26 protein-coding genes and 1 riboswitch are annotated in these 26,561 nt (G+C 38.6%); of the genes, 11 read left to right on the forward strand and 15 right to left on the reverse strand.

Annotated features, from left to right (window positions below; translation table 11 throughout):
• Nucleotides 1–113 precede the first annotated feature (113 nt).
• The 3 genes from kynU to kynA are packed head-to-tail and all read left to right on the forward strand — an operon-like array spanning nt 114 to nt 2,899.
• Nucleotides 114–1,385, forward strand: coding sequence for a kynureninase (kynU, locus tag C8270_RS00525; RefSeq protein WP_106494619.1), 1,272 nt, complete (start codon nt 114–116; stop codon nt 1,383–1,385).
• On the forward strand, nt 1,385–2,014 hold the full coding sequence (gene kynB, locus C8270_RS00530) for an arylformamidase (RefSeq protein ID WP_106494620.1): 630 nt from the start codon (nt 1,385–1,387) through the stop codon (nt 2,012–2,014). The genes kynU and kynB overlap by 1 nt, the downstream gene beginning before the upstream one ends.
• A 42-nt stretch (nt 2,015–2,056) precedes the next feature.
• Complete coding sequence (gene kynA, locus C8270_RS00535) at nt 2,057–2,899, forward strand: tryptophan 2,3-dioxygenase (RefSeq protein WP_106494621.1); 843 nt, start codon at nt 2,057–2,059, stop codon at nt 2,897–2,899.
• On the opposite strand, the gene C8270_RS19610 is transcribed toward kynA, so the two are convergent.
• Nucleotides 2,873–3,355 (reverse strand): hypothetical protein, encoded by a 483-nt coding sequence (locus tag C8270_RS19610; RefSeq protein ID WP_158701542.1) that lies wholly within the window; start codon nt 3,353–3,355, stop codon nt 2,873–2,875. The genes kynA and C8270_RS19610 overlap by 27 nt on opposite strands.
• A 162-nt stretch (nt 3,356–3,517) precedes the next feature.
• Between C8270_RS19610 and C8270_RS00545 the strand changes: the two genes are divergently transcribed.
• On the forward strand, nt 3,518–4,861 hold the full coding sequence (locus C8270_RS00545) for a sodium-dependent transporter (protein WP_106494622.1): 1,344 nt from the start codon (nt 3,518–3,520) through the stop codon (nt 4,859–4,861).
• On the opposite strand, the gene C8270_RS19615 is transcribed toward C8270_RS00545, so the two are convergent.
• From C8270_RS19615 to C8270_RS00565, 5 genes are all read right to left on the reverse strand, one after another.
• Nucleotides 4,854–5,192 carry a hypothetical protein gene (locus C8270_RS19615; RefSeq protein WP_158701543.1) on the reverse strand — a complete coding sequence of 113 codons (339 nt, stop codon included), beginning with the start codon at nt 5,190–5,192 and terminating at the stop codon, nt 4,854–4,856. The two genes, C8270_RS00545 and C8270_RS19615, sit on opposite strands and share 8 nt — an antisense overlap.
• A 178-nt stretch (nt 5,193–5,370) precedes the next feature.
• Nucleotides 5,371–6,042 carry a hypothetical protein gene (locus C8270_RS00550; RefSeq protein ID WP_106494623.1) on the reverse strand — a complete coding sequence of 224 codons (672 nt, stop codon included), beginning with the start codon at nt 6,040–6,042 and terminating at the stop codon, nt 5,371–5,373.
• Between the two features lie 237 nt (nt 6,043–6,279).
• Nucleotides 6,280–6,945 carry a TerC family protein gene (locus C8270_RS00555; protein WP_106498411.1) on the reverse strand — a complete coding sequence of 222 codons (666 nt, stop codon included), beginning with the start codon at nt 6,943–6,945 and terminating at the stop codon, nt 6,280–6,282.
• A 227-nt stretch (nt 6,946–7,172) separates the two neighbouring features.
• Nucleotides 7,173–8,117 carry a DMT family transporter gene (locus tag C8270_RS00560; protein ID WP_199794623.1) on the reverse strand — a complete coding sequence of 315 codons (945 nt, stop codon included), beginning with the start codon at nt 8,115–8,117 and terminating at the stop codon, nt 7,173–7,175.
• A 33-nt stretch (nt 8,118–8,150) separates the two neighbouring features.
• Nucleotides 8,151–9,203: a C45 family autoproteolytic acyltransferase/hydolase gene (locus C8270_RS00565; protein WP_106494625.1), complete on the reverse strand. Its 1,053-nt coding sequence runs from the start codon at nt 9,201–9,203 to the stop codon at nt 8,151–8,153.
• Nucleotides 9,204–9,383: 180 nt separating this feature from the next.
• Between C8270_RS00565 and C8270_RS00570 the strand changes: the two genes are divergently transcribed.
• Nucleotides 9,384–11,099, forward strand: coding sequence for a DNA-binding protein (locus C8270_RS00570; RefSeq protein ID WP_106494626.1), 1,716 nt, complete (start codon nt 9,384–9,386; stop codon nt 11,097–11,099).
• A 91-nt stretch (nt 11,100–11,190) separates the two neighbouring features.
• On the opposite strand, the gene C8270_RS00575 is transcribed toward C8270_RS00570, so the two are convergent.
• From C8270_RS00575 to ribD, 6 genes are all read right to left on the reverse strand, one after another.
• A complete protein-coding gene (locus tag C8270_RS00575; protein ID WP_106494627.1) occupies nt 11,191–13,068 on the reverse strand; it encodes an ABC-F family ATP-binding cassette domain-containing protein in 1,878 nt (625 codons plus the stop codon).
• Between the two features lie 80 nt (nt 13,069–13,148).
• Entirely contained in the window at nt 13,149–13,343 is a 195-nt protein-coding gene (locus C8270_RS00580) for a hypothetical protein (protein ID WP_234028441.1), read from the reverse strand.
• Nucleotides 13,344–13,464: 121 nt separating this feature from the next.
• Nucleotides 13,465–13,932, reverse strand: coding sequence for a 6,7-dimethyl-8-ribityllumazine synthase (ribH, locus tag C8270_RS00585; protein ID WP_106494628.1), 468 nt, complete (start codon nt 13,930–13,932; stop codon nt 13,465–13,467).
• A 303-nt stretch (nt 13,933–14,235) separates the two neighbouring features.
• Nucleotides 14,236–15,432, reverse strand: a complete 1,197-nt coding sequence (locus C8270_RS00590; RefSeq protein WP_106494629.1) for a bifunctional 3,4-dihydroxy-2-butanone-4-phosphate synthase/GTP cyclohydrolase II — start codon at nt 15,430–15,432, stop codon at nt 14,236–14,238.
• A gap of 45 nt (nt 15,433–15,477) precedes the next feature.
• Nucleotides 15,478–16,092: a riboflavin synthase gene (gene ribE, locus C8270_RS00595; RefSeq protein ID WP_106494630.1), complete on the reverse strand. Its 615-nt coding sequence runs from the start codon at nt 16,090–16,092 to the stop codon at nt 15,478–15,480.
• Complete coding sequence (gene ribD, locus C8270_RS00600) at nt 16,093–17,184, reverse strand: bifunctional diaminohydroxyphosphoribosylaminopyrimidine deaminase/5-amino-6-(5-phosphoribosylamino)uracil reductase RibD (RefSeq protein ID WP_442785786.1); 1,092 nt, start codon at nt 17,182–17,184, stop codon at nt 16,093–16,095. It lies immediately after the preceding gene.
• Nucleotides 17,185–17,395: 211 nt separating this feature from the next.
• Nucleotides 17,396–17,542, reverse strand: a riboswitch (FMN riboswitch).
• A 160-nt stretch (nt 17,543–17,702) separates the two neighbouring features.
• Between ribD and C8270_RS00605 the strand changes: the two genes are divergently transcribed.
• The 6 genes from C8270_RS00605 (at nt 17,703) to C8270_RS00630 (ending at nt 24,634) form a co-directional block, all read left to right on the forward strand.
• Nucleotides 17,703–18,701, forward strand: a complete 999-nt coding sequence (locus tag C8270_RS00605; RefSeq protein WP_106494632.1) for a DmpA family aminopeptidase — start codon at nt 17,703–17,705, stop codon at nt 18,699–18,701.
• A 213-nt stretch (nt 18,702–18,914) separates the two neighbouring features.
• Nucleotides 18,915–19,616: a response regulator transcription factor gene (locus tag C8270_RS00610; protein WP_106494633.1), complete on the forward strand. Its 702-nt coding sequence runs from the start codon at nt 18,915–18,917 to the stop codon at nt 19,614–19,616.
• Nucleotides 19,600–21,108 carry a sensor histidine kinase gene (locus C8270_RS00615; protein ID WP_158701544.1) on the forward strand — a complete coding sequence of 503 codons (1,509 nt, stop codon included), beginning with the start codon at nt 19,600–19,602 and terminating at the stop codon, nt 21,106–21,108. Before C8270_RS00610 ends, C8270_RS00615 begins: the two co-directional genes overlap by 17 nt.
• A 505-nt stretch (nt 21,109–21,613) precedes the next feature.
• Complete coding sequence (locus C8270_RS00620) at nt 21,614–21,982, forward strand: YxeA family protein (protein WP_106498414.1); 369 nt, start codon at nt 21,614–21,616, stop codon at nt 21,980–21,982.
• Nucleotides 21,983–22,010: 28 nt separating this feature from the next.
• Nucleotides 22,011–22,781, forward strand: a complete 771-nt coding sequence (locus tag C8270_RS00625; protein ID WP_106498415.1) for an ABC transporter ATP-binding protein — start codon at nt 22,011–22,013, stop codon at nt 22,779–22,781.
• Entirely contained in the window at nt 22,781–24,634 is a 1,854-nt protein-coding gene (locus tag C8270_RS00630; RefSeq protein WP_106494634.1) for an FtsX-like permease family protein, read from the forward strand. Before C8270_RS00625 ends, C8270_RS00630 begins: the two co-directional genes overlap by 1 nt.
• Before the next feature lie 181 nt (nt 24,635–24,815).
• Here the strand turns inward: C8270_RS00630 and C8270_RS00635 are convergent, their stop codons facing one another.
• The 3 genes from C8270_RS00635 to C8270_RS00645 are packed head-to-tail and all read right to left on the reverse strand — an operon-like array spanning nt 24,816 to nt 26,528.
• Nucleotides 24,816–25,343 (reverse strand): DUF6933 domain-containing protein, encoded by a 528-nt coding sequence (locus C8270_RS00635; protein ID WP_106494635.1) that lies wholly within the window; start codon nt 25,341–25,343, stop codon nt 24,816–24,818.
• A 21-nt stretch (nt 25,344–25,364) separates the two neighbouring features.
• Nucleotides 25,365–26,273, reverse strand: coding sequence for an RluA family pseudouridine synthase (locus tag C8270_RS00640; RefSeq protein WP_106494636.1), 909 nt, complete (start codon nt 26,271–26,273; stop codon nt 25,365–25,367).
• Between the two features lie 24 nt (nt 26,274–26,297).
• Entirely contained in the window at nt 26,298–26,528 is a 231-nt protein-coding gene (locus tag C8270_RS00645) for an excisionase family DNA-binding protein (protein ID WP_106494637.1), read from the reverse strand.
• Nucleotides 26,529–26,561: the final 33 nt, after the last annotated feature.

Genomic DNA, 26,561 nt, shown 5'->3' on the forward strand with positions numbered 1-26,561 from the left:
ATACGGAATATTTTTTATATTTTTTCAATATTTGTGTTTTTGACACAAGCTGAGTCGCGCTTTATAGTTTAATTAGTTGGAATATTTAGCAAGGAAAAAATGGGGTGTAGTAAATGAATACGAAAAAAAGTTATGCACAGTATCTCGATCAACAAGATGTGTTAAAGGATTTTCGCAATGAGTTTTATGTTTCCAATCAGACAATTTATTTCGACGGAAACTCATTAGGGCTTCTTTCAAAGCGTGCTGAACAGACAGTCGAATGGTTAATGGAGTCATGGAAAAAGTATGCAATTAATGGGTGGACAGAGGGAAGTCATCCATGGTTTTATTTATCAGAAACACTAGGGGAACAAATGGCACCGCTTGTTGGAGCAGATCCAGAAGAAGTTATCGTCACGGGCTCTACCACAACCAACCTGCATCAGCTCGTTGCTAGTTTTTATCAACCTAGTGGAAGACGGACGAAAATTCTAGCGGATGAACTGAACTTCCCATCTGATATTTATGCTTTGAAGAGTCAGTTACATTTAAAAGGTTATGATTCTAGCAACCATTTCATTCAGGTACAAAGCAAAGATGGCAATACTTTAAATACAAACGACATTATCGCTAACATGACCGATGATGTTGCGCTAATTGTGCTTCCTGGCGTGCTTTATCGTAGCGGCCAAATTTTAGATATGAAAACCATAACGAGGGAAGCACATAAACGGGGAATTTTAATCGGCTTTGATTTGTGCCATTCGATCGGCTCGATTCCCCACCAGTTATCGGACTGGGGTGTTGATTTTGCCTTTTGGTGTACATATAAACATTTAAATGGCGGACCTGGCAGTGTTGCTGGACTTTACGTAAATAAGCGGCACTTTGGAAAAGATCCTGGCCTTGCTGGTTGGTTCAGTTCGAATAAAGAAAAGCAATTTGACATGGAACATACGCTAACACCCGCTGAACATGCTGGCGCCTATCAAATTGGTACACCACACGTATTAAGTACCGCTCCATTACTTGGTGCACTAGATTTGTTTCAGGAAGCAGGCATAAAGCGGATACGAGAAAAGTCACTACGTTTAACCAACTACTTCATGGAATTAATTGAAAACAAATTGGCAGGGTATGGCTTTACCATCACAAATCCAAAAGATGATGCGACACGTGGTGGGCATATCTTTTTAGAACACAAGGAAGCAGCCAGAATTTGCAAGGCACTAAAAGCAGATGGTGTTATTCCTGATTTCCGTATGCCAAATGGGATTCGCCTTGCCCCTGTTGCACTATATAACACGTTTGAAGAAGTTTGGAAAACAGTCCAGATACTCCAAACAATTATGAAAGAAGAGCGCTTTAAGAAATATGAAAATTTAAGAGGTGTTATTGCATAATGACAAATTGGATGGATATTTCACAGCCTTTAACTAAACAAATCGCGCATTGGCCTGGCGACACCCCTTTCTCCTATGATTTAACGTACTCGAAAACAGAGACAGGATCTGTAAATATTGGCCAAATCACGACCAGTGTTCACACAGGTACACATATCGATGCCCCCTATCACTTTGATGATAACGGTACGACTGTCGACCAATTGGATGTAAACCTATATGTTGGAAAAGCTGTCGTGCTTGATGTGAGTCATGTCGATACCATAACACCAGAAGTGTTGCAGACTTATGAATGGGATGATGGGATAACGCGTGTATTACTAAAAACAAATCTGTCAAATAACCCAGCCCGTTTTCCAGAAAGCATGCCCGCTTTAGACCCAGAAATAGCAATTTTTTTACATGAAAAAGGGGTGAAATTGCTTGGCGTTGATATGCCTTCTGTTGATGCACCGGACAGCAAGGAATTGGATACACATCATGCATTACATAAAAACGGCGTTCACATTTTAGAAAATATCATGTTAGACAATGTGACACCTGGAATTTATGAGCTAATTGCGCTGCCGCTCGCTATTCATGGTGCAGATGGCAGTCCGGTCAGAGCCGTCATCAAGCCGGTTGAATAAGGGTTGGTTAAATGAGGACACCATTAAAAAGGAGACGATAGCATGACAGATTCTGCTAATACGTTTAAATCAGAGAAAAACATTCATACTGATTTTCAAGAAAAAATGACATATGGTGATTATTTACAGCTTGATACATTGTTATCCAGTCAAAAACGATTATCCGACCATCATGATGAAATGCTGTTCATTATTATTCACCATGTAAGTGAACTTTGGCTAAAATTAATTATCCACGAAATAAAGGGAGCCATTCAAATGATTGAACAGGATGAGCTACAGTCATCATTTAAAATGCTTTCCCGCGTTTCTAAAACTCAAACGCAAATCATTCAAGCCTGGGATGTCTTATCAACCCTAACACCGGCAGAATATATGGAATTTCGAGATTCGTTAGGTAATGCATCCGGTTTCCAATCCTATCAATATCGTTTAGTTGAATTTGTACTCGGCTATAAAACGCCCTACATTATGAAAATTTATAAAAAGGATCCGGAGGTATATGCCATCTTGGAAGAAGCTTACACGAAACCGGGACTATATGATGTCGCCATCCAAGCACTAGCTCGTAATGGTTTTCCAATCAACGACACCGTACTAAATCGTGATTTTTCCAAAACCTATCAAAGGGATGCGTCAGTCGAAAATGCGTGGCTCCGAGTATATCAAGATGTCGACTCTCACTGGGAGCTATACCAGTTAGCCGAGAAGCTCGTTGATATTGAAGACTGGTTTCAACAATGGCGCTTCCGTCATATGAAAACAGTCGAGCGAATCATTGGGCATAAAAAAGGCACCGGTGGATCGTCTGGTGTTGGTTATTTGAAAAAGGTGTTGGACCATTATTTCTTCCCTGAATTATGGGAGATTCGAACGAAAATATAATGTACCCTTTTGCGCTGTACCGATTTTGTGCGGTACAGCCTTTTGCTGGGCGCGCGTGACTATTTGGCCGAAATGCGCCACTTTCACGGGGGGATGTGCGTTCGTTCGGCGACTTTTCGCTTTTGTCCGGCGACTTTCCGCTTCCGTCCGGCGACTTTCCGCTTCCGTCCGGCGACTTTTCGCTTTCTTTCGGCGACTTTCCGCTTTCTTCCGGCGACTTTCGGCGTTCGTCCGGCGACTTTTCGCTTCCGTCCGGCGACTTTCCGCTTCCGTCCGGCGACTTTCCGCTTCCGTCCGGCGACTTTTCGCTTTTGTCCGGCGACTTTCCGCTTTTGTCCGGCGACTTTCGGCGTTCGTCCGGCGACTTTCCGCTTCCGTCCGGCGACTTTCGGCGTTCGTCCGGCGACTTTCCGCTTTCTTCCGGCGACTTTTCGCTTTTGTCCGGCGACTTTCCACCGGGCGTGCGCGGACTTCCTAGCTGAAGTGCGCGACTTTTCGACCAACGTGTACAACTTTTGGCCTAGGATGCGCATAAATTGATTCCCACTTCCACTTGCGCTTGTACAGCAAATAGTGGTATTTTTAATGTTAAACCATTGCAAATAAGGGAGGCATAGTATGCAGAAAAAAGCAGATCAATGGTCATCAAAAATTGGCTTTATTTTATCATCAGCCGGTGCCGCAATTGGCCTTGGTGCAATATGGAAATTCCCGTATATGACCGGTATGAATGGTGGTGGCGCATTTTTTCTATTATTTATTGGGTTTACAATTATCATTGGTCTCCCTTTATTGATCGCAGAATTCATTATTGGTAGAGGTGCACAAAAGGAAGCTGTTAGCGCCTATAAAAAGCTTGCACCAAATAGTGGTTGGTCGATTGTGGGTAAGTTAGGCGTATTTGGTGCCTTTATCTTGATGTCGTTTTATAGTGTTGTTGGCGGATGGGTACTCATCTACAGTGCGATGTCGATACCCGGTTTAATTATCAAGGATTCAGCAAATTACGGGGAATTATTTGCGACCATAACTGGCAATCCTGGCATAACAATATTGGGACTTGGATTATTTATGATCATAAATATAATTGTTATTTCATTTGGTATCAAAAATGGAATCGAAAAAGCAAGTAAACTATTAATGCCATTATTATTTGTATTTTTTATCGTATTGGTGGTCCGTGCCGTGACATTTGAAGGCGCATCAGAAGGACTAGCATTTTTCTTGCAACCGGATTTTTCTAAATTAACGGGCGACAGCGTATTATACGCACTTGGGCAGTCATTCTTTTCACTTGCTGTTGGCATCTCCGTAATGGTTACATATAGCTCCTATTTAAACAAAGATGTTAGCCTGCCAATGTCTGCTGGCTCTGTTTCGATCATGAACATTTTCGTATCTTTATTGGCAGGATTAGCCATTTTTCCGATTGTTTTCTCATTTGGACTTGAACCTGCACAAGGGCCTGGGTTATTGTTTGTGGTCTTGCCAGAAGCATTTGCGCAGATGCCCTTTGGCGAACTATTCTTAAGCTTGTTTCTGCTATTATTTTTATTTGCTGTTCTGACATCGTCCTTTAGCATGCTAGAAATCATTACGTCAGCATTTACAGCAAACAAGCAACGCTCACGTATCAAAGTTGCCTGGATTGCCGGATTAATCATCTTTTTAGCAGGAATTCCTGCAGCATTATCATCCAGCACATTAGCAGATTTCCACCTATTTGGGTTAACCGTATTTGATGCCTCCGACTATCTCGTGAGTAACATCATACTTCCACTAGGCTGTTTGCTAATTGCTCTATTTATCACATATAAAATGGATAAAGCACTCGTTAAGCAGGAGTTTTTCTATAGCAAAGATCTAGCACCAGGTATTTACCAACTATGGTTTCAAATCATGCGCTGGCTCGTCCCAATCACCATCATTATCGTTTTCATCGGTTCACTTGGAATTATATAAAAAAGTTGTTTTCTAAAAGATTGGGACTGCGATTACTCGCCCCATCGAAGACATTTGTTGTATCTGACACAATAGACATAAACTGCGACGTAACTATAGAATTGCTCTCCGCCGGACTCTTGATCGGGCTGATGTTTTCGCGCACGGGTTGATGTTTCGCGTTTCGGGTCGATGTTCTCGTTCTTGGGTCGATGTTTTCGCGTTTCGGGCCGATGTTTCGCGTTTCGCGCCGATGTTCCCATTCTTGGGTCGATGTTTCGCGTTTCGGGTTGATGTTTCGCGTTTCGCGCCGATGTTTCAGGTCGATGTTTTCTCGCTTGGGTTCAACCATTCAGTCCACATTAAAGTGAAAGAAAACATCACAACAGGAATTTTCATTGTGTCGCAGTTTCTATCAAATACGAAATAAAAAATTACGAATAAGGCCTATAAAAAAAGATGCCGAATTGGCATCTTTTTTTTTATAGGGTCTATTTCCCCTGTGATTTCGCTCAAACAAATCGATATTTCTACAAATCCTCTTCCACCCGATAAATCAACGTATAATTGTTTTCATCAAGCAATTCACTAATATGAATCCGAACGCCATGTCCAAAAACCAGCTCATCGTCTGTCATGGCAACAATCATAGCCTTGATATCATTTTTAACATCAAAATAAATATCTCCGACAACCGGTTTTAGCTGTGATTCTGATGCCTGTAAATACTTAGGTGATTCATCTGCAGTCAATTGCGACTCGGAAACTAGGTTTTTGTCAAAATAAGCAATATCTTGACTTTCTTCCGCGCGTCCTAAAACCATCACAACATATTCGCTATGCTTGACCCCATTATCCCTCGTTGTCACCACATTTCCATCTTCCACGCTGTCAACTTTTTCAATCTCATTAAGTGCATAATGGTCAAGAAAATCTGGTGCTGGTTTAATAATTAAGATGTAGTCACCTGGTTCAGGAACTTTATTTTTATCGATGGTGTATCGTTTTCCATAAAAAATAAATGAATCCATATGTTTTGGACGATACAAATTAATCTCACTTGCTTTGGTAAGTATTTGCTGCATGTCTTTCAATCGATATAAGTGCACGGATTTTTTAAACATCGGCTTAACAGAATACACCTTATGAAGTTCATTGTTATAAAACACAAATTGTCCCTTTCTTACTTGAAAAAGCTTCACCTACGTTACCTCCTATTTTAAAATAATGGCTTAGAATATTTTCCCTTTTGCATAAGTATACTAAACCTATTATATGTAATTACTCTCAAAGTAAAAGCTATTGTACCACTTTTATATTAGCATAACCAGTTTAAATTAAATTACTTATAATTAAATTTCATGCTATGAGAAATTCTCTTCTGTTAGCGCAGAATAAAAAAGGGCTCCCATCACTAAAAAAGATAAGAGTCCCAATTTCTATTTAACTTTATTATTATTCTTGCTATAACCTAACAGTAAAATAAACGCAGTCAAAATAACGATTACCGCATATGTGAATGGTCCATGAAAATGAAGTGTATCTATTACGAATTCATCCTCTGTTATCATTTCGCCAGCCGTCCAGGCCAGTATCCCAGCACCGATGTAGGCAATCCAGGTATACTTTTCCAATATTTTTACAATCAATTTCGCACCAAAGATCATGATAGGGATACTGACCGCAACTCCTAAAGCAATCATCCCAATATGGCCTTTAGCTGCTCCAGCAACTGCTACAACGTTATCAAGGCTCATTACTGCATCCGCCATAATAATTGTCATAACAGCTTTTCCTAGGCTACTTGACGATTGAATATTCGCTTCTTCTTCTTCGTCTACAAGCACATGATAAGCAATATAAAGTAACAAGATGCCACCTATTAAATGGACAAACGGGATTTGCAATAAATAGACAATGATAATCGCGAATAAAATACGTAAAATCACTGCACCGCCAGTACCTAAAAAGATTGCTTTATTTTGTTGTTGCTTTGGCAATTTTCTAGTGGCCATCGCAATAACAACCGCATTGTCACCAGAAAGGATGATATCAATTGCGATAATTTTTAGTAGTGCAATAATCGATTCAGATGTTAGTTCAATTCCAAGCAAAATTTTACCACCCTTCTACATGAAACGACTTTATTATACTATTTTTAGCTTTATTGTAAAGTATGTCGGTGTGTTTATGCAGAAGGATGAAGAATTGTGAAGCCATTTTTGTAGTGTTCTATGGGGTAAATAAAAATAAGTGTATGGGTATGGTTTTTTTGGAAGTAACTTACCGCATACCCATCTTATTTTCTTATATACGATTATAATGTGACAAATTACGTTTCTATTTTTGCCTGCTTACCTGGCTTCTTATGTTTATAATTCACCGCAATAATACCAACTGCCACCAATGCCAATGCACCGATAATAAATACGGTTAAATTTTCCCCAGGAATAAAAATAGATGATAATATTGCCCCTGATACAGGCGTCACAAATTTATAAATACTAATTTCGCCAGCCTTGTTATACTTTAAAAGCGAATACCACAGGGCAAAAGCTACTGCTGACAGTACTGCTGCATATCCTAGCAATCCCCAGCCAAGTGGTGTAAATGTAATGGCATTCGGTTTCATTTGCGGAACACCAACCAGAAGCATGAGAATCGAGCCAATTGTCAACTGCCACCCTGTTAAGGCAAACGGATGAATTCCAACAGCCATTTCCTTGGCCATAATCGTACCAATTGCACCTGTTAGCGCCGCTAAAATCATAAACCCTTCTCCAGTAAGTTCAAAACTAAGCTTCATTTCCTGTCCCCAGTTGGCAACAATAACTCCGGTAAATCCAGCCAATAAACCAATCGCTTTAGCCCAATTCAATCGATCATTTGCATAGAAGAAATGGGCTAGCAATACCGTAAAAAATGTGCCACTAGACGATAGAACAGCACCTTGCATACCTGACGTATTTGCTAATCCATTGTAAAAAAAGAAATACTGTAAGGACGTTTGAATAATTCCAAAGATAACCAGGAACTTAACCTGTCTCCTCGTCACCAATAAAGCTTTTGGCTTAACAAGTAACATCCCCACCAACAAGATTAATCCAGCCAATAAAAAACGCATACCCGCAAAAACAATTTTAGCAATAGTATCGTCTGCCGCCATTTGTAATTCATCATAACTTATTTTTAAAACCGGAAAGGCACTTCCCCATAGAATCGAGCAAAAAACAGCGATACATATGACAATCCACTTTTGTGTTAAATACTTCTTCAAGATGTTCAACTCCTACATGCAAATCCACTTCATTTAACGCACATTTTCGTCCATATGAACAAATGGTAAGTCAGTATCAACCTCACCTAAAATACGCGTTGTCTTTTCATTATTCCCTTCTAGCCATTTGGCAAAATCAAACACAAACGGCTCCCGATCACCACCTAGGGCAAACCACGCCTTTTGCTGTTTTGGAAAATACCCAGCTGTATGAATCGTTCCAGACCAATTTTTATATTGCTTGGAAAAGACACCCTTATCCGTATCATTCAACATTCGAAAAGCTTGATAGCCATCCATTATGTTGTCTTTTTGTGCTTGCATTGCATCCATACGTTTATAAGAGTCGGCTAAATGATGACGGTTTTCATCCTTTAATAGTTCAAAATGATTTGTACAAACGTTTGATTGACGGACCTCAACACTTCTTGGCGTTGCCTCCACAACAAACGTTTCTTCACTTTTATCAAGAACTGTATAACTAAACGAATGGCGATGCGGAATCTCCTTCAGCATGGTAATCGCCTCATCAACTGTTGCACAGCTCTCTAAAATCATTCTGCCAATCATATTACAAATAAATCCATCTCCTGGCTTTTTCCGATGCATAAAATTATATCCCATCACAAGGCCTTTTTCGTTCATACCATCCATACGGCCCGTAATCCGCTGAGATGGGCCGATAATCGCGTATCCTTGATCAGACGGTTGAAAAATCATATAGCGTCCCTCATATGTTTTGGGATGGTAATCATAATTGCGAATCATATAATCCGCGCCTGTAAATATGGAACAGCCACTGCGAACATATTCCAGCCGATATCCACCAAACTCTTGAAGCACGTCCTTCATTTCCCATTCCAATGCATCCTGCAAACCGAGCAATTCATCCCATACTCCTGGAGCAAAGGCCTCAATTTTATCTTTTGTCTCTGTTACATCGATCGTAAAACGTGGTCTTCTGATCTTCCACTGTTTTTCACGATTTTTTATAGTTAACGAATCCTTTAATAACATACCTTGTTTATATCCGAAATCACGATGTGTACCACGAAATTGAATGATGTCACTGTAAATTTTCTTCAACACAACTACCCCCTTGTCGCTAAGTACCTATTCCCGCAAAAAACTCGATGAAATTCGCTCTTATCCTTTGATAACTTCCTCTTTAGCTAGTACAAGTCTATAAGAAATTAACCAAAAGTGAAACCAATCAAGCTTCAAAACGTAATACATAATGAATCAAACATCACAGGAGTTGAGGGAATGGCAGGAATTTTAACAACAACAATTTTATCTTTTATTATGTATTTTGTTTTAGCAGGTATTATTATTGCGAAAAACAGTCATCGAAAAGGAACGATGACATCTGCTTTATTCATATTTATTTTCCTATTTATCATTGGCGGTTTGGCAAACTATATGATTTTATTACCAATCACGGTACCTAATATCCTGATTGCCAACATCGTTATTGCGATTGTCGGTATTTTCCTATTATATGGCATAACCGCAACAAAACTAAAAAAGAAAAAAATTGGGTCGTATGAAGCAGTATTAGGCGCTATCATTATATTAGGTATTTTGGCTATCCCAACCGTTTTTGTACTTGGAATTTTCACTTTAGACGATACCTACGAATCCATTAATAAGCAAGAGGTGACCGAGGCTAAGCCATTAAATAAAGATGATACACCGATTACAGTGTCACCAGAATTTGCCCGAAATAAAGTTCAAAAATCAATGAGTGTCGTCCCAAATACACAGTTCTATGATTTAGGCAAATTGCAAGTGCAGAAAATCGATGGTGACGTTGTTTTCGTTGCACCGGTTGAATTTACTGGATTCTGGAAGTATTTTCGCGGCAAGGAAACGGCCGGGTATTTCACCATTTCGGCAACCGATACAAATGCACAACCGAAATTTATTGACAGTAAAATGAAGTATACAAACTCAAGCTATTTTAATCACAATATTGAACGAACGATTTACTCCGAATACCCAACTTATATTCAAAGTGGAGAACCACAGATTGAAGTCGATGAAGATGGCAAGCCATGGTATGTCCAAACGCTGTATAAACCAATTGGCTTAACAAACAAGCCAAATATGAAAACGATGCGCGTTGCCATCGTTGATCCTGTAACAAGTGAAACAAGTTCATATACAATCGATCAAGCGCCAGACTTTATTGACGGTTCATTAAGTTCCGAAATGGCAACAGATGAGAACAATTATTTCGGTAAATATGTTCATGGCTGGATGAATTCATTGTTTGGCAAAAAAGATGTAAAAATACCAAATGAATCTGGCACGGAGAGTAGTGTTACCCCAATTTTTGATGAAAATGGCGATATGTACTACTTTACTGACATGGCATCACCAAAAGAAAACATTGATTCTGCCCTTGGCTACACTCTAATTAATGCAAGAACGGGCGAATTAACTTATTACAACAGCAAGAAAAACAGCGGAATCATGGATAGTAAAGGTGCGAAGGAAATCGTCAATAAAGAATACCCAGAGAAAAAATGGACTGGATCAATGCCAATCCTTTATAATATTGACGGAAATCCCACATGGGTCGTGAATGTTTTAGATCCGAATGGTTTATTTAAGAAATACGCCTACATCAAAGCTGCTGACTCTGATTTTGTTGTGTTTGGTGACACAGCAAGAGAAACATTGGAATCCTACCGTCTAGCACTTGCACAGGATCCAAGTAACGTTGAAGCAACTGGAGAAAGTGCTTTGGAAGAAGTAAAAGGGGAAGTTGATCGCGCCTTGGTTACAACCCAAAAAGCCGGTCAAGTCGTTCAATTCCTATTAAAAGGAGACAAAACCATTTATACCATCAATGTTGGAAAAGCTCCACTAGCATTATTCCTACGCGAAGGGGATAATGTAAAAATGGAAGCAAACATCCGCGACAATGGTACAGGAATTGTTGATTCAATTGAGATTGAAGGATTAACAGAGTAGTTTTCTTATTCATGATCATGCACGACTCAAATTAACATTAAAAAGGCCTTGAACGATACATCATCCGTTCAAGGCCTTTTTTTCTACTTACCTAATGTTCCTGTTCCTCAACTAACACAGAAAGCTCTGTCCAGCGATCCATTTTCGCTTCCAGTTCTTCCTCCACCTGTTGCTGCTCTTTATAAAGCTCTTGCACTTTATCCAAGTCACTTCCAGCATTTGCAACACTCTCTTTAAGTGCTTCTATTTTCAATTCCAATTCGGTAATGTCATCTTCTATCCGATCCCATTCTTTCTGATCTAGATAGGATAACTTCTTCTTTTTTGCTGGTTTCGTGACGTTCTCTTTAACAGGGGCTGGGGCAGACTGTACATTCTTCTTGCTTTCATTTTCTAAATACTCACTATAGTTTCCGTAAAAGCGTTCTACATTACCATCACCCGTAAACACCAGTAAATGATCAATAACCCGATCTAGGAAGTACCGATCATGGGAAACGGTAATAACGACGCCAGGGAATTGATCTAAATATTCTTCCAACACACTTAACGTCTGTGTATCCAAGTCGTTTGTTGGTTCGTCTAAGAACAGAACATTTGGCTCCGTCATTAAAACTTTTAACAAATACAGACGTCGCCTTTCCCCACCTGATAGTCTACTAATATACGTCCATTGCTCACTACGAGAAAATAGGAATCGCTCAAGCATCTGTTCCGCTGTAATCATCTCACCGTCTTTGGTGTGGATTACTTCCGCGACTTCTTTAATATAGTCGATGATTCGCATGCTTCCATCAAGTTCCTCATCACCTTGCGTATAATAGCCTATATTAACTGTTTCACCAATCTCAATAGACCCGCTATCTGGATTCATTCGTTCTGCCATGATATTTAATAAAGTCGATTTTCCAGAACCGTTTGGACCAATGATACCTAAGCGATCACCAGGAACGACCAAGTAATTAAAATCATTGAGCAGCTTTTTCCCCACAAACGATTTCGAGATATTTTGTGCTTCGATTACTTTCTTACCAAGTCTTGTCGATCCTACCTGAAAGGATACATCCCGTTTAGTTGTATCAAATTCCTTTTCTTTCATTTCGTGAACACGGTCAATTCGTGCCTTTTGCTTGGTAGATCGCGCTTTTGCCCCACGTTTTAACCAAGCAAGCTCCCGTTTTAATGTGTTTTGGTGTTTTTGCTCAAGACTTTCCTCCAGTGCTTCCCGTTCTGCTTTCTTTTCTAAAAATAACTCGTAATTACCTTCATACGTATAAAGATTTCCTTTATCCAATTCAAAAATATGATTCGTCACTCGATTTAAAAAGTAGCGATCATGCGTAACAAGCAATAGTGCACCATTATAGCTTGCCAAATACTTTTCCAACCACTCGACTGTTTCATTATCCAGATGGTTTGTCGGTTCATCCAAAATTAACAGATCTGCAGGTTGAATTAATGCCTTTGCAATGGCAACACGTTTCTTCTGACCACCAGAAAGTTCTGTAACATTTTTATCAAAATCAGTAATACCTAATTTTGTTAAAATCGTTTTTGCCACTGTATTTGCTTCCCAGGCCTCATACTGATCCATCTGTTGCTGCATCTTCAAAACATTTTCCTGTGCTTGTTCATTGCTTGAGTCTTTTGCCAACTGTTGAAGCGCCTTTTCATATTCCCTAATTACCTTCATTATTTGCGCTTCACCATAGTAAATTTGTTCGATTACCGTCAAATTAGAATCAAGTTCAGGTTCTTGGGCCAAATACTCTATTTGGTAATCTTTCGCATGTTTCACTGTGCCTTCTTCAGCAGGTTCAAGTTCGGCAATCGCTTTTAAGAAACTCGACTTTCCCGTTCCATTGACACCGATCAACCCTATACGATCATATGAAGAAATAGAGCATGAAACATGATTAAACAAAATCTTTTCACCAAATGATTTATATAAATTTTCAACTGTAAGCATTTATTTTCCTTCCTCACTGAAAAGCTTCAATAGGTATAGTATAAAGGATTTTCAAGCATGGAAAAAGAGTGCCCAAGGGATTATTCCTTCATCTTCCGCTTTTTAACAATTTGTTTAACAAAAATAACTAGCAAAAATAGCAGCCATGATGATACGGCATAAAATATTATTTTACTAACATCGTCCATTTTTGACAAAAAGAATGCCATTCCAATCCAGATAATGGCAATTGCGGTTAGTTGATAGCCTAAAAGTTTAATTGCAAACTCCTCCAACCTTTATATTATCTATCTTTAGTTTAGCTTATTTAACTCGATTTTTCCATTAAAAGAAAAAGGTTTAAAGGGTTCAATAAGGGCTGAAGAACAACCTTTATAGCTGTTCTCCTCAACCTGATTAGTCCATTTGTTTTACTAGATTAGCCATTTCGACTGCTGCGGTTGCGGCTTCAGCACCTTTGTTACCCGCCTTTGTACCTGCACGTTCAATTGCTTGTTCAATTGTTTCTGTTGTTAAAACGCCGAATATTACTGGTTTCCCTGCCATTAGCGATGCATTCGAAACCCCTTTAGCTGCTTCATTACATACATAATCAAAGTGTGGTGTTGCACCGCGAATAACCGCACCTAATGTAATAACAGCATCATACTCCTGATTGTCTGCCATCTTCCTTGCTGCCAGAGGAATCTCAAATGCTCCTGGCACCCATGCTACATCCACATTATCTGGACTGACTCCATGCCTTGTTAATGTACCAATTGCACCTTCTAATAGTTTGCCAGTAATAAATTCATTAAACCGCGCAACCACAATTCCAATCTTTAATTCCGTTCCAACTAAATTCCCTTCCAACGTTTTTCCCATTTCTCCATCTCCTTTTATTTATCATTCAAAAGTTGGCAAATTCGTTAATCGTTTAATAACGAGGCCGTTTTCTAAAAGATTGTTGTTTCCGATACAATAGATATAAACTGCGAAGTAACTACCGCTACGGAAATACACTTCGCTTTCCGCGAGGAGGCTGAAGCCGTGCCCGCGGATAGCGAAGTATTCTGCCGGAATACAAGCACTCAGCTTATTAGACCGGGAGAAAGCTCCGCAAAATAGCATCGCAGTTTATATCAACTACATGGTTTTTAATAGCAACAAGCATTACGAAAAAAGCAATCAATGAAACTCCAAAATATGTCCTAACTTATCAGATTTCGTATGCATGTATCTTTCATTATCTTTACCAATAGTTGTTTGGATCGGGATACGCTCTTCGACACATATTCCGTGTTTCTCTAACGCCGTTACTTTTTCAGGATTGTTCGTTAAAAGTTGAGCATTCGTAACGCCCAAATCTAATAAAATTTGCGCACTTACATCATATTCACGTAAATCCGGGGCAAATCCAAGCTGTTCATTCGCTTCTACAGTATCTGCACCTGCTTCTTGCAACTTATATGCTCGCAATTTGTTAAGCAGTCCAATCCCCCGCCCTTCTTGTCGCATATAAAGCAAAACACCTTTACCAGCCGCTTCAATATCTGCTAGAGCTTCCTGTAATTGTGGCCCGCAATCACAACGGTGCGATCCAAACACATCCCCGGTCAAACATTCTGAGTGTACACGAGTTAAAATCGGTTCATCTGAGTTGATTTCCCCTTTTACGAGGGCAATATGTTCTTTTCTATCAAGATCATTTGTATAGCCAACAACCTTAAAGTCGCCAAAATCAGTCGGCAAAACCGTCTCAACTTCACGTTTTACATGCTTTTCATGCTTCTTCCTGTAATCAATCAAGTCAGCAATCGTTATCAACTTAAGCTCGAACTCGTCCGCCATTTTGATTAATTCAGGCACGCGGGCCATCGTTCCATCTTCCTTGATAATCTCGCAAATCACCCCTGACGGAAAAGCCCCACTCAATTTTGCTAGATCAACAGATGCCTCGGTATGACCCTGCCGAACGAGTACACCTCCATCTTTTGCAATCAATGGGAAAACATGACCTGGACGCTTAAAATCATTTTCACTAGCATTGGCATCAACCAGTGCACGAATCGTCTGAGACCGTTCCACAGCACTAATCCCTGTCTTCGTGTTGTTATGGTCAATTGTCACCGTAAAGGCTGTGCCGAATGGGTCAGTGCTATGATTTGTCATCTTTGGAAGTTCAAGTCGACTGGCTAAATCAATCTCAATTGATGTACAGACAAGCCCTCTTCCATGCGTTATCATAAAATTAATTACATCTGGTGTAGCTTTTTCCGATAATGCAACAAGATCCCCTTCATTTTCTCTGTTTTCATCATCAACAACGATAATTGGTTTTCCTTGCTTTAAATCCGCAATTGCAGCGTCTATTGAATGAAACATTTTCCCACTTCCCTTTCATATAAGTCTATTACTGTTTAGGAATGCCTAATTGATACCTTCTTTTTGTGATTGTTTGGTTAACAAATTTTGCACATATTTCGCAAGCAAGTCACACTCGATATTAACTAGATCGCCTTGGTTTTTTTCACCCAAATTCGTTTTTGAAACGGTATGCGGAATAAGTGAAAGGGTTAGCGAACTTGCTTTTACATCAAAAACAGTAAGGCTAATCCCATCTATTGCAATCGAGCATTTTAGGACAATTAATGCTGTTAACGCTTCTGGAATGCGGATGTCATAATAAAGGGCATTTTCATGTTTTTCCTTTCTGATGATTTCTCCTGTCCCATCTACATGCCCGGAAACAAAATGACCACCGAATCTACCATTAGCAGGCATCGATCGTTCCAGATTCACATGTGATCCGACTTCTAATAATTTCAGTGAAGTAGATTTGATCGTTTCCGGCATAACATCTACTTGAAAGGCTGTTTCCGAATAATCCGTTACCGTAAGGCAAATTCCATTTACGGCAATACTGTCACCAACGTTCACATCTTCTATCACTTTTTTCGATCCGACCGTTAATTCGATGGATTGATCCGAAACTTTATTCATATTTTGTATAGTGCCTCTTTCTTCAATAATCCCTGTAAACATCTACTCATCCTTTCTTGGTGTTGCTGCTATTTTGATATCTTCACCAATCATCTCGACATCACTGATAGCAAGCGATAATGTTTCAGCAATGGACTGGAAACCACGCCCAGCAAAGGCTGTTGGCGCTGTTTTACCGCCAATCAATTTGGGGGCAAGATAAAGGATCATTTGGTTTAGACGCCTTTCTTCTAAAAATGCTCCATGTATTTCAGCTCCACCTTCCACGAACACCGACATGATCCCCTTGCTTCCTAAAACTTCGAGCACCTTTCCAACGGTAATTACTTCTTCATCCATTTGAATGACCTTGACCCGTTCCCTACTTTGATATGGTGCCATTGTTTGATCATCAGTATTTTTGCCAACAAAAATCCATGTGTCTGCTTGATTATCTGTCACAATGTTCGCATCTAATGGCGTTCTAAGATTGGTATCTAAAATAATACGCACTGGATTCTTCCCGCCGTTTGGAAGTCTTGCAGTAAGGCTAGGATTATCCATGACAACGGTGTTAACCCCAACTAGAATCGCATCATGTGTATGTCGGTAATGATGCACATCCATCCGGGCCTGTTCACCTGTAATCCACTTACTATCGCCATGAACAGTAGCCGTTTTCCCATCAAGGCTGACTGCTGATTTCACTGTTACATATGGTGTCCTTGTTTTTATAAAGTGAAAAAATGCAGCATTAATTTGTTCAGCTTCTTCTTGTAAAATGCCAACCTCCACACCAATTCCAGCATTTCGCAGTTTTTCAATTCCTTTACCAGCCACTTTTTCGTTTGGATCTGTTACCGCAATGACTACACGCTTTATACCTGTTTCAATAATAAGCTCGACACATGGCGGTGTTTTCCCATAATGGCTACATGGTTCAAGCGTTACGTAAATTGTCGCACCACTCGCTTTATCGCCTGCCATTTGCAAAGCATTCACCTCAGCATGTGCCTCTCCCGCTTTTAGGTGCGCACCAAATCCAAGTATTTCACCTTCTTTAACAACTACAGCGCCAACTGGTGGATTTGGACTTGTTTGACCCGACACTTCCTTGGCTAATCTCAAAGCAAATCGCATATAATCTTCATCCATCAACATACATCACCCTTTTTTTCGTATTAAAAAAACCCCCGAAGATCTTCGGAGGTGTGTTAGGGCAGAATTTTCAATAAGTAAAACACGTATGTAAAACACTTCATCTAAAAATGGTATACAAATAGATTTCATATATACACAAAGAAGCATACACAAATAACTATCTGTTTTAATCATTCTCACACAGAAACATACTTGCTACCTGAAAAAATTCCTTCTCCCATCCAGACTATAACTGTCGGCTCTGGAGTTTCACCAGATCCACCGTTTGGCATTAAACCGCACGGGTCACGGACTGAGAAGCCCTCGCTTCATCACCGCCGATTGGGAATTTCACCCGACCCCGAAGGAAATTGCAATATGAACTTGTGTTATTATTAAAACTTAAATTTTCATAAAGCGCAAGTATTTAGAATTAAGTATATCTATGTTTACCAGGAGAATTTAATCCATGCAATAAATAAGAAAAGGGGATATAATGACATTCAAATTATTTTTAAAAAGAGGTGTATAAAATGCCATCACTACCAAAGGGACGTTCCAACTGCATTACCGATGTTTCGGACGTTAAGGTTGGCAATGTAACACTATACGAAAAAATCAATGACCAGAATACCATTTGTACCGGAGTTACGGCCATACTCCCACATAGTGGAAATCTGTTCACACAAAAGACCCGTGCTGCAAGTGCTGTCATTAATGGCTACGGAAAAACAGCTGGGCTTGTACAAGTCGATGAACTCGGATTACTGGAGTCCCCTATCATGTTAACAAATACATTTAGTGTTGGACCCGTCATACAAGGAACACTGCAATACATGCTAGAGGAAAACAAAGAGATTGGCGATACCGCAAGCTCCATCAATATTGTTGTCGGCGAATGCAATGACAGTTATCTGAATTCCATGAGACTACAATCCGTTAAACCCGAACACGCCATACAGGCAATTAAGCATGCCAAAAATGCACCTGTTACAGAAGGTGCTGTCGGTGCGGGGAAAGGCATGGTCTGTTTTGGTTATAAAGGCGGAATCGGAACTGCTTCACGTATTGTTAATGTCGATGACGAACACTATACAGTAGGTTGCCTTGTATTAAGTAATTTTGGAAAACGTGATCATGCACTCTTTGCCGATTGGGAATCAAAAAACATGGACACTCCAGATGGGTCCATCATGATGATCATTGCCACTGATGCTCCACTGTATGATCGGCAATTAAAGCGGTTAGCCAAACGATGTGCTGCTGGTTTAGGAAGAACAGGCAGTCATATTGATCATGGAAGTGGTGATATCGCAATCGCATTTTCAACTGCTAATACATATAGTCATCACGCAAAATCACACAAGGAATCCATAACATTCATTCGTGATGATCATCCCGTTATGAATAGCCTTTTTCAGGCAGTGATTGAAGTGACGGAAGAAGCCGTTATCCGCTCATTAAAGAAAGCAGAAACAACAGCAGGAAGAAAAGGACGGATTGTGGAAAGGGCACCTCTGCCAAAAGGATAGAGTTGTTATCCATATGTGATTGATACTCAATGAGTTCAGTCTTCTACAAACGGGCAGATTGTGGAGGAAGCATAAAATATAAATATATTTTTATGCATGTCATTATTAATTATCTTAAGAAATAGTTAAGAACTCCTGCATCTATTTTTTAAGAAATCCCATTTATACTATTACAATTAAGGAAATAACTTTTTAATAATTGGAGGATTTCTTATGGGTAAAGAAACAATTCTTATAATAGATGACGAAAAGGAAATAAGGGATCTCATTACCATCTATTTAGAGAATGAAGGATATAACGTGATACAGGCTAGCAATGGTGAAGAAGGTTTAGATATATTAAGGGTTAATCAAGTACATTTGATTGTACTTGATATTATGATGCCTAAAATAAATGGTATTGAGATGTGTATAAAAGTAAGAGAAATAGCTGAAATGCCGATAATTATGTTATCCGCGAAGACACAAGATATGGATAAAATACTGGGATTAACAACAGGGGCAGATGATTATATGACGAAACCTTTTAATCCATTAGAACTCGTAGCCAGAATTAAATCACAGCTTCGCAGGTACATAAGAATGAGCGGCGGCATGGTTCAAAATGAAAATGAAATTGAAATTGGTGAAATGCTAATAAATGTATCGACACATGAAGTGACCGTAGGAGGTCGGGAAATAAAGTTAACACCACGAGAGTTTTCTATTCTGGAACTTCTTTCCCGGAATCGTGGTATTGTATTTAGTGCGGAAAAAATTTATGAAAAAGTTTGGAAGGAACAGTCTTTTCAATCGGATAATACAGTAATGGTGCATATTCGGAAAATCCGTGAAAAAATAGAAGACAACCCAAGAAAACCTGTGTTTATTAAAACGGTTTGGGGAGTGGGATATAAAATTGAAAAGGAAAATTAATCCCATGAATTTTATAAAATGGCTTACTGAAAAAATAGTAACAAGTATAAGGCGAAGTATTCGTATTCAGTTAATTACAACGTTTATTGTATGCGCGTTATTAGGATTTTCAGTATCGAGAATGGTAGCACCAATTTTTGAGAATATAAATAAGGTGGCTACCATTGATTATAGCTGGGGTATGGAAAGCATTAATTGGCAGGCACAGTTGGCAGCAGAAACAATAGAAAAAGAAAATACAATAGAAGCCATTAAGAAATTTATAAATGAACAAAATGAAGTTTCCGGGCGAGGCCTCGATGCTTTAAAAGTGCTGGTTACGGATGAGACTGGAAAAGTTCTGTACAAAACAGACCAAGCACAGGAAGTTCAAATAAATCTGCATGATACCATTGGTAATGTGATGTCTTTTGCTATAAATCATCCATCCTATACAAGTGGGGAAGAACAATTAATTGGTACTCGTAAGGAATTTATTACGTTTTATCCACTCAAGATTGAAGACAAGAATTTATATATGTTTGTAAGCGGAATTCCAGAGGGCGATGTAACTTATCAAACGAGAGAAGGTCTGTTTCCATTTTTTATTGGGATTTTTGTTTTTATTTTTTCTTTCTTTTATATAACGAAGCGAAAGATGAAACAGATTGAAGCGATGGCACAAGGTGTAAAAGAGATTGCAAAAGGTAATTTAGCCTATCGTATTGAGCAACAAGGGCGAGATGAAATTGCCCTATTAACGGAAAATATCAATCGTATGGCAGAAGACCTTATGATTCAAATGGAAAAGGAACGGCAAGTGGAGAAGCAAAAAAGTGAATTGATCACAAATGTATCACATGATTTAAGAACGCCGTTGACATCCATTATGGGTTACTTGCGCTTGTTACTCGATGGGAGATTTGAAAATAAAGAACAACGTAATGAATATGTTAAGATTGTTTTTTCAAAATCAGAGCAATTGGAAAACTTAATTGAAGATTTGTTTGCATACACAAAGCTTACAGACGGGAATCTCATCCTAAATCGGGAGTATATATGCATAAATAAACTCCTTGACCAATTGATTGAAGAAATCACACCACAAGCGGAAAATCAAAGCTTATCAATTGTGAAAAACTTTCCCGATGAAGCCTTATATGCTTTTGTCGATTCAGAACAAACAGTACGACTGTTTGACAATTTACTAATGAATGCGATTAACTATAGCAAAGATAATGGGGATATTCAGGTTTCCCTCAGCAAATATCAACATCAGCTTGAAATATCCATCGCAAATCAAAGTGACGAATTTACGAAAGAGGAGTTAGAAAACTTATTTGAGCGTTTTTATAAAAAAGATTATTCGAGAAGCAAGGTAACAGAGGGTTCCGGGCTTGGTCTTGCAATCGCAAAGAGCATCGTGGAACTGCAGGGAGGAGCAATTAAAGCGGAATATGATAATGGAGTTGTTAATTTCATTATTACATTGCCAATGTCACCTGAGGAATAATTGTTTGCAATAGTGAAATCACTTTTTTAAGGACCCTAAAAGCATAAGGGTCTTTTTTTTATTTTGGCAGTTTTCGTATAGATTGTTGTTTTTTACTTCGCAGTTGAAGTAAACTGCGAAACAACTTTTACGTGACTTCCGTCCATCCTTTACAAAATGAGTGGTAATACGCGTAGACTCCAGCGGGAGGAAAGGCCTAGGTGAGACCCCGCAGAGCGATAGCTCGAGGAGGCTCAGCAGCCGCCCGCGGAAAGCGAAGTGTATTTCCGGAACGATGGGAGAGCAATTTCCTAGTTACTTCGCAGTTTATAGATAATCTGTCATAGGCAACAATCTTTTAGAGAACAGCCTTTATTTTTTTCGCTTATTAAGGAAAAGTTAAGAAGTTATTCCGTTTTTTATTAAGAATTGCATCTTATACTTGAATTCCTCCAGATTGATTCATTAGAAAACCCAAAAAATTAAATAGGAAAAAGGAAAGGTGGAAATAAAGATGAAAAAGAAGCTGAAAAGAATACTGATTGGAATATTTGTAGTGGTTGCTGTTGGAATGGGTGCATTATCCCTAATTGGTGAGGATGTCCGGGATAGATTTAATCCGTTTATTCAAGAAAAAGATGTATATGTACTTATAAATAAAGAAGGAGAAACTGATCCCGACTTCAAACACAGATATATGTTTAGGCTAGATGGGGTTGATGAATCGGGGGAAGTAGAGGAAATTAAAGTAACGTCATCCGTTAAGGATTTTCCCGAAAATAGCTACTTGAAGGTACACGTTAAAGGAAAATATGTTTATGAGTATGAGAAAGTAACCGAAGAGGACGTTCCTGAAAAGGCAATAAAAGAGCTAAAGCTTAAACATTTAGCTTAGAGAAACACTAGGTGGAGGTAGAAATATGATGAAGAATTCCGTTGTTAATGTTAAAAATGTACAAAAAGTATATGGCAAAAAAGGCGAAAACCAATCACATGCATTAAAAGGGTTATCCTTCTCCATTCAAGATGGTGAATTTGTTGGAATTATGGGACCATCTGGTTCTGGAAAAACAACATTATTAAATGTCATTTCAACATTGGATAAACCGACAAATGGTACTGTTGAAATTGCTGGCATAGATATTACGCAGATGAGACAAAGTGAACTAGCTAACTTCCGCTCTCAAAAGTTAGGTTTTATTTTCCAAGACTTTAACTTACTTGAGACTTTAACCATTTATGAAAATATTGCATTGCCACTCTCCCTTCAAGACATTCCTTCTAAAAAGATTGGCCCAAGGGTTGAAAAAGTAGCGGGTATGTTGGGTATTGGAAACATTCTTGCAAAATATCCATCAGAGGTTTCTGGTGGGCAAAAACAACGTACAGCTGCAGGACGCGCTATTGTTCATGAGCCAGCCATAATTTTAGCAGACGAGCCAACTGGAGCCCTTGATTCAAAAAACTCCACAAGCCTTTTAAATTCAATGAAGGGTTTAAACGAAGAACAAGATGTATCCATTTTAATGGTTACCCATGATTCGATTAGTGCAAGTTATTGCCGACGTATTTTATTTATACGTGACGGAGAAATATACAGAGAAATTCACCGTAACAGTACTCGCGAGGTGTTTCATAAAGAGATTCTAGATGTGCTTGCAGACCTAGGCAAAGAAACACAAGGAGGTTTATGATGTTATTTAAACTTTCCATATCAGGACTAAAAAGTAAGCTAAAAGATTACATTGTTTTACTGATTGGTCTGGTTATGTCTATTGCTATTTTTTATATGTTTCAAACATTAGCCTTAAATAAAGCATTTCTTGAAGCAAATGCAACGATTAATTCAATCGGATCCATTTTCCAAACAGGATCTGTCTTGCTTGCCATTATTACATTCTTCTATATTTTTTATGCGAATTCTTTCTTACTTTCTCTTAGGCGAAAAGAATTTGGAATGTATATGACGTTAGGAGCAAAGAAACATAAGGTTATACGCCTTATGTTTTTAGAAACAATCATTATCGGAGCAACATCTCTATTAATTGGGATTTTAGTTGGAACAGGGCTTGCACAAGTAATTGGCAAGTTGCTTATGGAGCAGCTTGATTTTACTGCTAATGGTTATCAGGCATTGTATGTTCCATCGATTTCGGTTACGTGTATTTTCTTCTGTTTGTTATTTGTATTGTCCGCCATGATGAATAGTCTTACATTATTACGGACTTCCATTCTGAAGCTTGTTCATGGGGATACTCACGCTGATTCTATCGTTATCAAAGGAAAAATGACTGGTATAGTTGCGATTCTTTCACTCATCTTGTTAGGAATTGGCTATGCATCCATGTTCTATTTAGATAAGTTAAAGGAATCTGGAATCATGATAGCCATGCTTACAACAACCGCAGGAACGTATTTGTTTTTTGAGGCATTTTTCCCACTATTTGTTAAGAGACTAAAAGCGAATAAAACACTTAATGAAAAAGGTCTTAATGCTTTTACATTTTCCCAATTAAATTTCCGAATTAACGGTTTAACAAAAGAATTAGCTACAGTAGCGATGTTAATCGCACTTGGATCAGGAGCCATTTCAGGTGGCTTAGCCTTTAAAAATAATGTGATGAAATCCACAGACAGTTTTGAAATATATGATACCATTATAAACAATCCGAACACCGAAGAAATGGGAATCTTGGATGGTATTCCATTTAAAGAGAAAAGCGAATATCGTTATAAGGTTGATGATACATTTGTTTATTATGTCAAGGAAGATTTGGAAAATAACCCGCCACTAATCCATGTTGGGAATGGTGAAGAAAATACTGATAAACAAAGACGTGTTATGGGAGATCTTCCGGTAAATGCTATTTCAGGTGGTGGTCAAGAAATCAATCAAAATGCTAAGTCAATCCCAGAAGAATGGGAAACTGCTTTAATAAATATGCACCCTATCTATTTAGATTATTTAAACAAGCCAATGAAAATTATTAATCTAAAAATGTATCATGAGTTAAAGGGAAAAACAGGTATCATTTTTATTGGAAAAACAGATGATTTTATTGCACATACAACAGAATGGAAGAAGCTTGATGAATTAGAGTCAGAGAAATATAAAGATGTTAAAGCTGATGATATTCTAAGTAAATACGAAATATACAATGTCTTCTATACTAATGCCAGTGGAACGGTATTTATGGGTTTCTTCCTGGGAATTGCTTTCTTGGCAATGATGGCAAGTTGTTTAATGTTTAAAATTCTATCTGGCGCAACAACAGATATTAATCGGTATGAAATGCTTAGAAAAATTGGCGTTAGTCGTGAACTATTAACCAAGTCCATCTATAAAGAGTTGTTCATTGTATTTTTAGCACCGGCTATTATAGGTATGGCGCATGTACTAATTGGAATGAACATTTTCGGATTTGTCTTAATCGATCCATATTACCGCATCTGGCTGCCAATTGTTATTTTTCTATTCGTTTATACGGCCTATTATTTTATTACAGTTCATTTATATAAAAGAATTGTTTTTCCGAAAAAAGTATAATTCATATAAACGAATTCCACAAACGGGCACAGTTGTCGAATAGGAGCTGTGCTCGTCTCGCTTATAGAGCCATTTTGTGGACACGTGAAGGTGCACTGACGATAGTGGTAAATATAGTGGAAAGTGCACCATTACCAAACATAGAATAATATAACAAAAGCGAGTAACTTCAGACCAAACGTTACTCGCTTTTTAATCCCGCTAGAGCCTTCGTCATAGCAACAAGTGGGTAGGTATCTGGTAACGTCAACATCACAAAATCATTATTCGAACGATTAATTTGATTGACATGCTCTTCCATACCATTTAATCCTTTATATTCCACATATTGCTTTGCGACCATAATCATCTCATTTATTTGTGAAATAATGTTCCGTTTACTCGTTGGAGCATATTTGATCGAATCACATTTGTTCAGATAGGACTCTACCACATGTTTGTCGAACCCATCCGCCAATAAGTTCTCCTGTATCCCAGTTTTTACAACCGATCCAAATTGGCTGAATTCCTTTTTCCTTAAACTGCCGATAATAAAGTTATACCTTGTTTTATTATTCATTACTAGACTGAACTTTTTACGTTTGTATAAAAAAATATGTGCATGCCATGAGTATAATGGATCATTATCAACTAAATCATCCTTAGACGTCTTTATCTTCAATTCATCTGCGAGTTTTTTCGTGCATTGCAAAAGAAGCAAAAATAACACCTACCCTTTAGGATAAACCACCTATTTTGATTTCGTTAAAAACGATTTCGGCACTGCTGCTTCAAACCGTAATAATTTTCCTGTCTTAGGATGGGTAAACATCAACACTTTAGCATGGAGACCCAATCTGCCAATTGGATTACCTGTTGAACCATATTTTTTATCACCAACAACGGGATTTCCTAGATCCTGCATATGGACACGAATTTGGTTTTTTCGGCCTGTTTCAAGTTGAATTTCCAATAATGAAAAGTTTTTATTCGCTTGAATAACTTTATAATGTGTTTTCGCGTATTTCCCGTCGTTTTTAGTTTGATTTGAATACATCAAATGAGTGCTGCTTTCCCGTAACCATGAAGATACGTAACCATTTTGCTGTTTGACTTCGCCTTCAACAAGGGCAACATAGGTCCGCTCCTTTACTTTTTCTTTCCAAGCATCTTGCAGTGTTCGCTTCATCTTTTCACTTTTGGCAAACAGCATGACACCAGATGTATCCTTGTCCAAACGGTGGACGACAAAAACACGATTTTGCGGATTTTCCAGGCGTACATGTTCCATTAGCTGATGATGTGCTGTTCGATGCTTTTCCTTTTGCGTTGCGATTGAGAGCAACCCAGCATCTTTATTAATGACAATAATGTCGTCATCCTCGTACAAAATAGACATTCCAATTAACTGACTCTCTTTCACAGCTGCTTTATTTTTCAAAACAGTAACCGTTTGTCCGGGCTGTAGAGAATAATTGTGTTTGGTCTCCATGTGATCATCAACTGTTACCTGGCCACGTGTAAGAATTGATTTAACGGAATTGCGACTTCGATTTGCCATTACCTTTAATAAAAAAGGCAGTAATTCAGATGGTTCCTCAACTTTATAGTCAACTGACTTTTTCTGACCCTTGTTAGGATGATTATGTTTTCGTTTCATCGATTTAAATACTCCTTCATTTGTCTAATCCTCGTCCTTCACATCAATATCTTCAGGGATCGGTTCACTGAGATACTCCTCGATCATCTTCTTGTATTTCTCCACCTGGTCAAAATATGTAGTGAATTGTTCTTTATTTATAAGATATTGTTCCCCATCATACAATGTGCGTATGCGATTTTGCAGTACCAATGCTCTTATTTTTGATTCATCGATGGACAAATATTCTGCTGTTTCTTTTATTGTAAGGTACACGGTGCTTGATCCTTTCTTCCTTTGTTTAGTTTA

The sequence above is a fragment of the Lentibacillus sp. Marseille-P4043 genome (genome assembly GCF_900258515.1).
In the GTDB taxonomy this organism is placed as follows: Bacteria; Bacillota; Bacilli; order Bacillales; family Amphibacillaceae; genus Lentibacillus_C.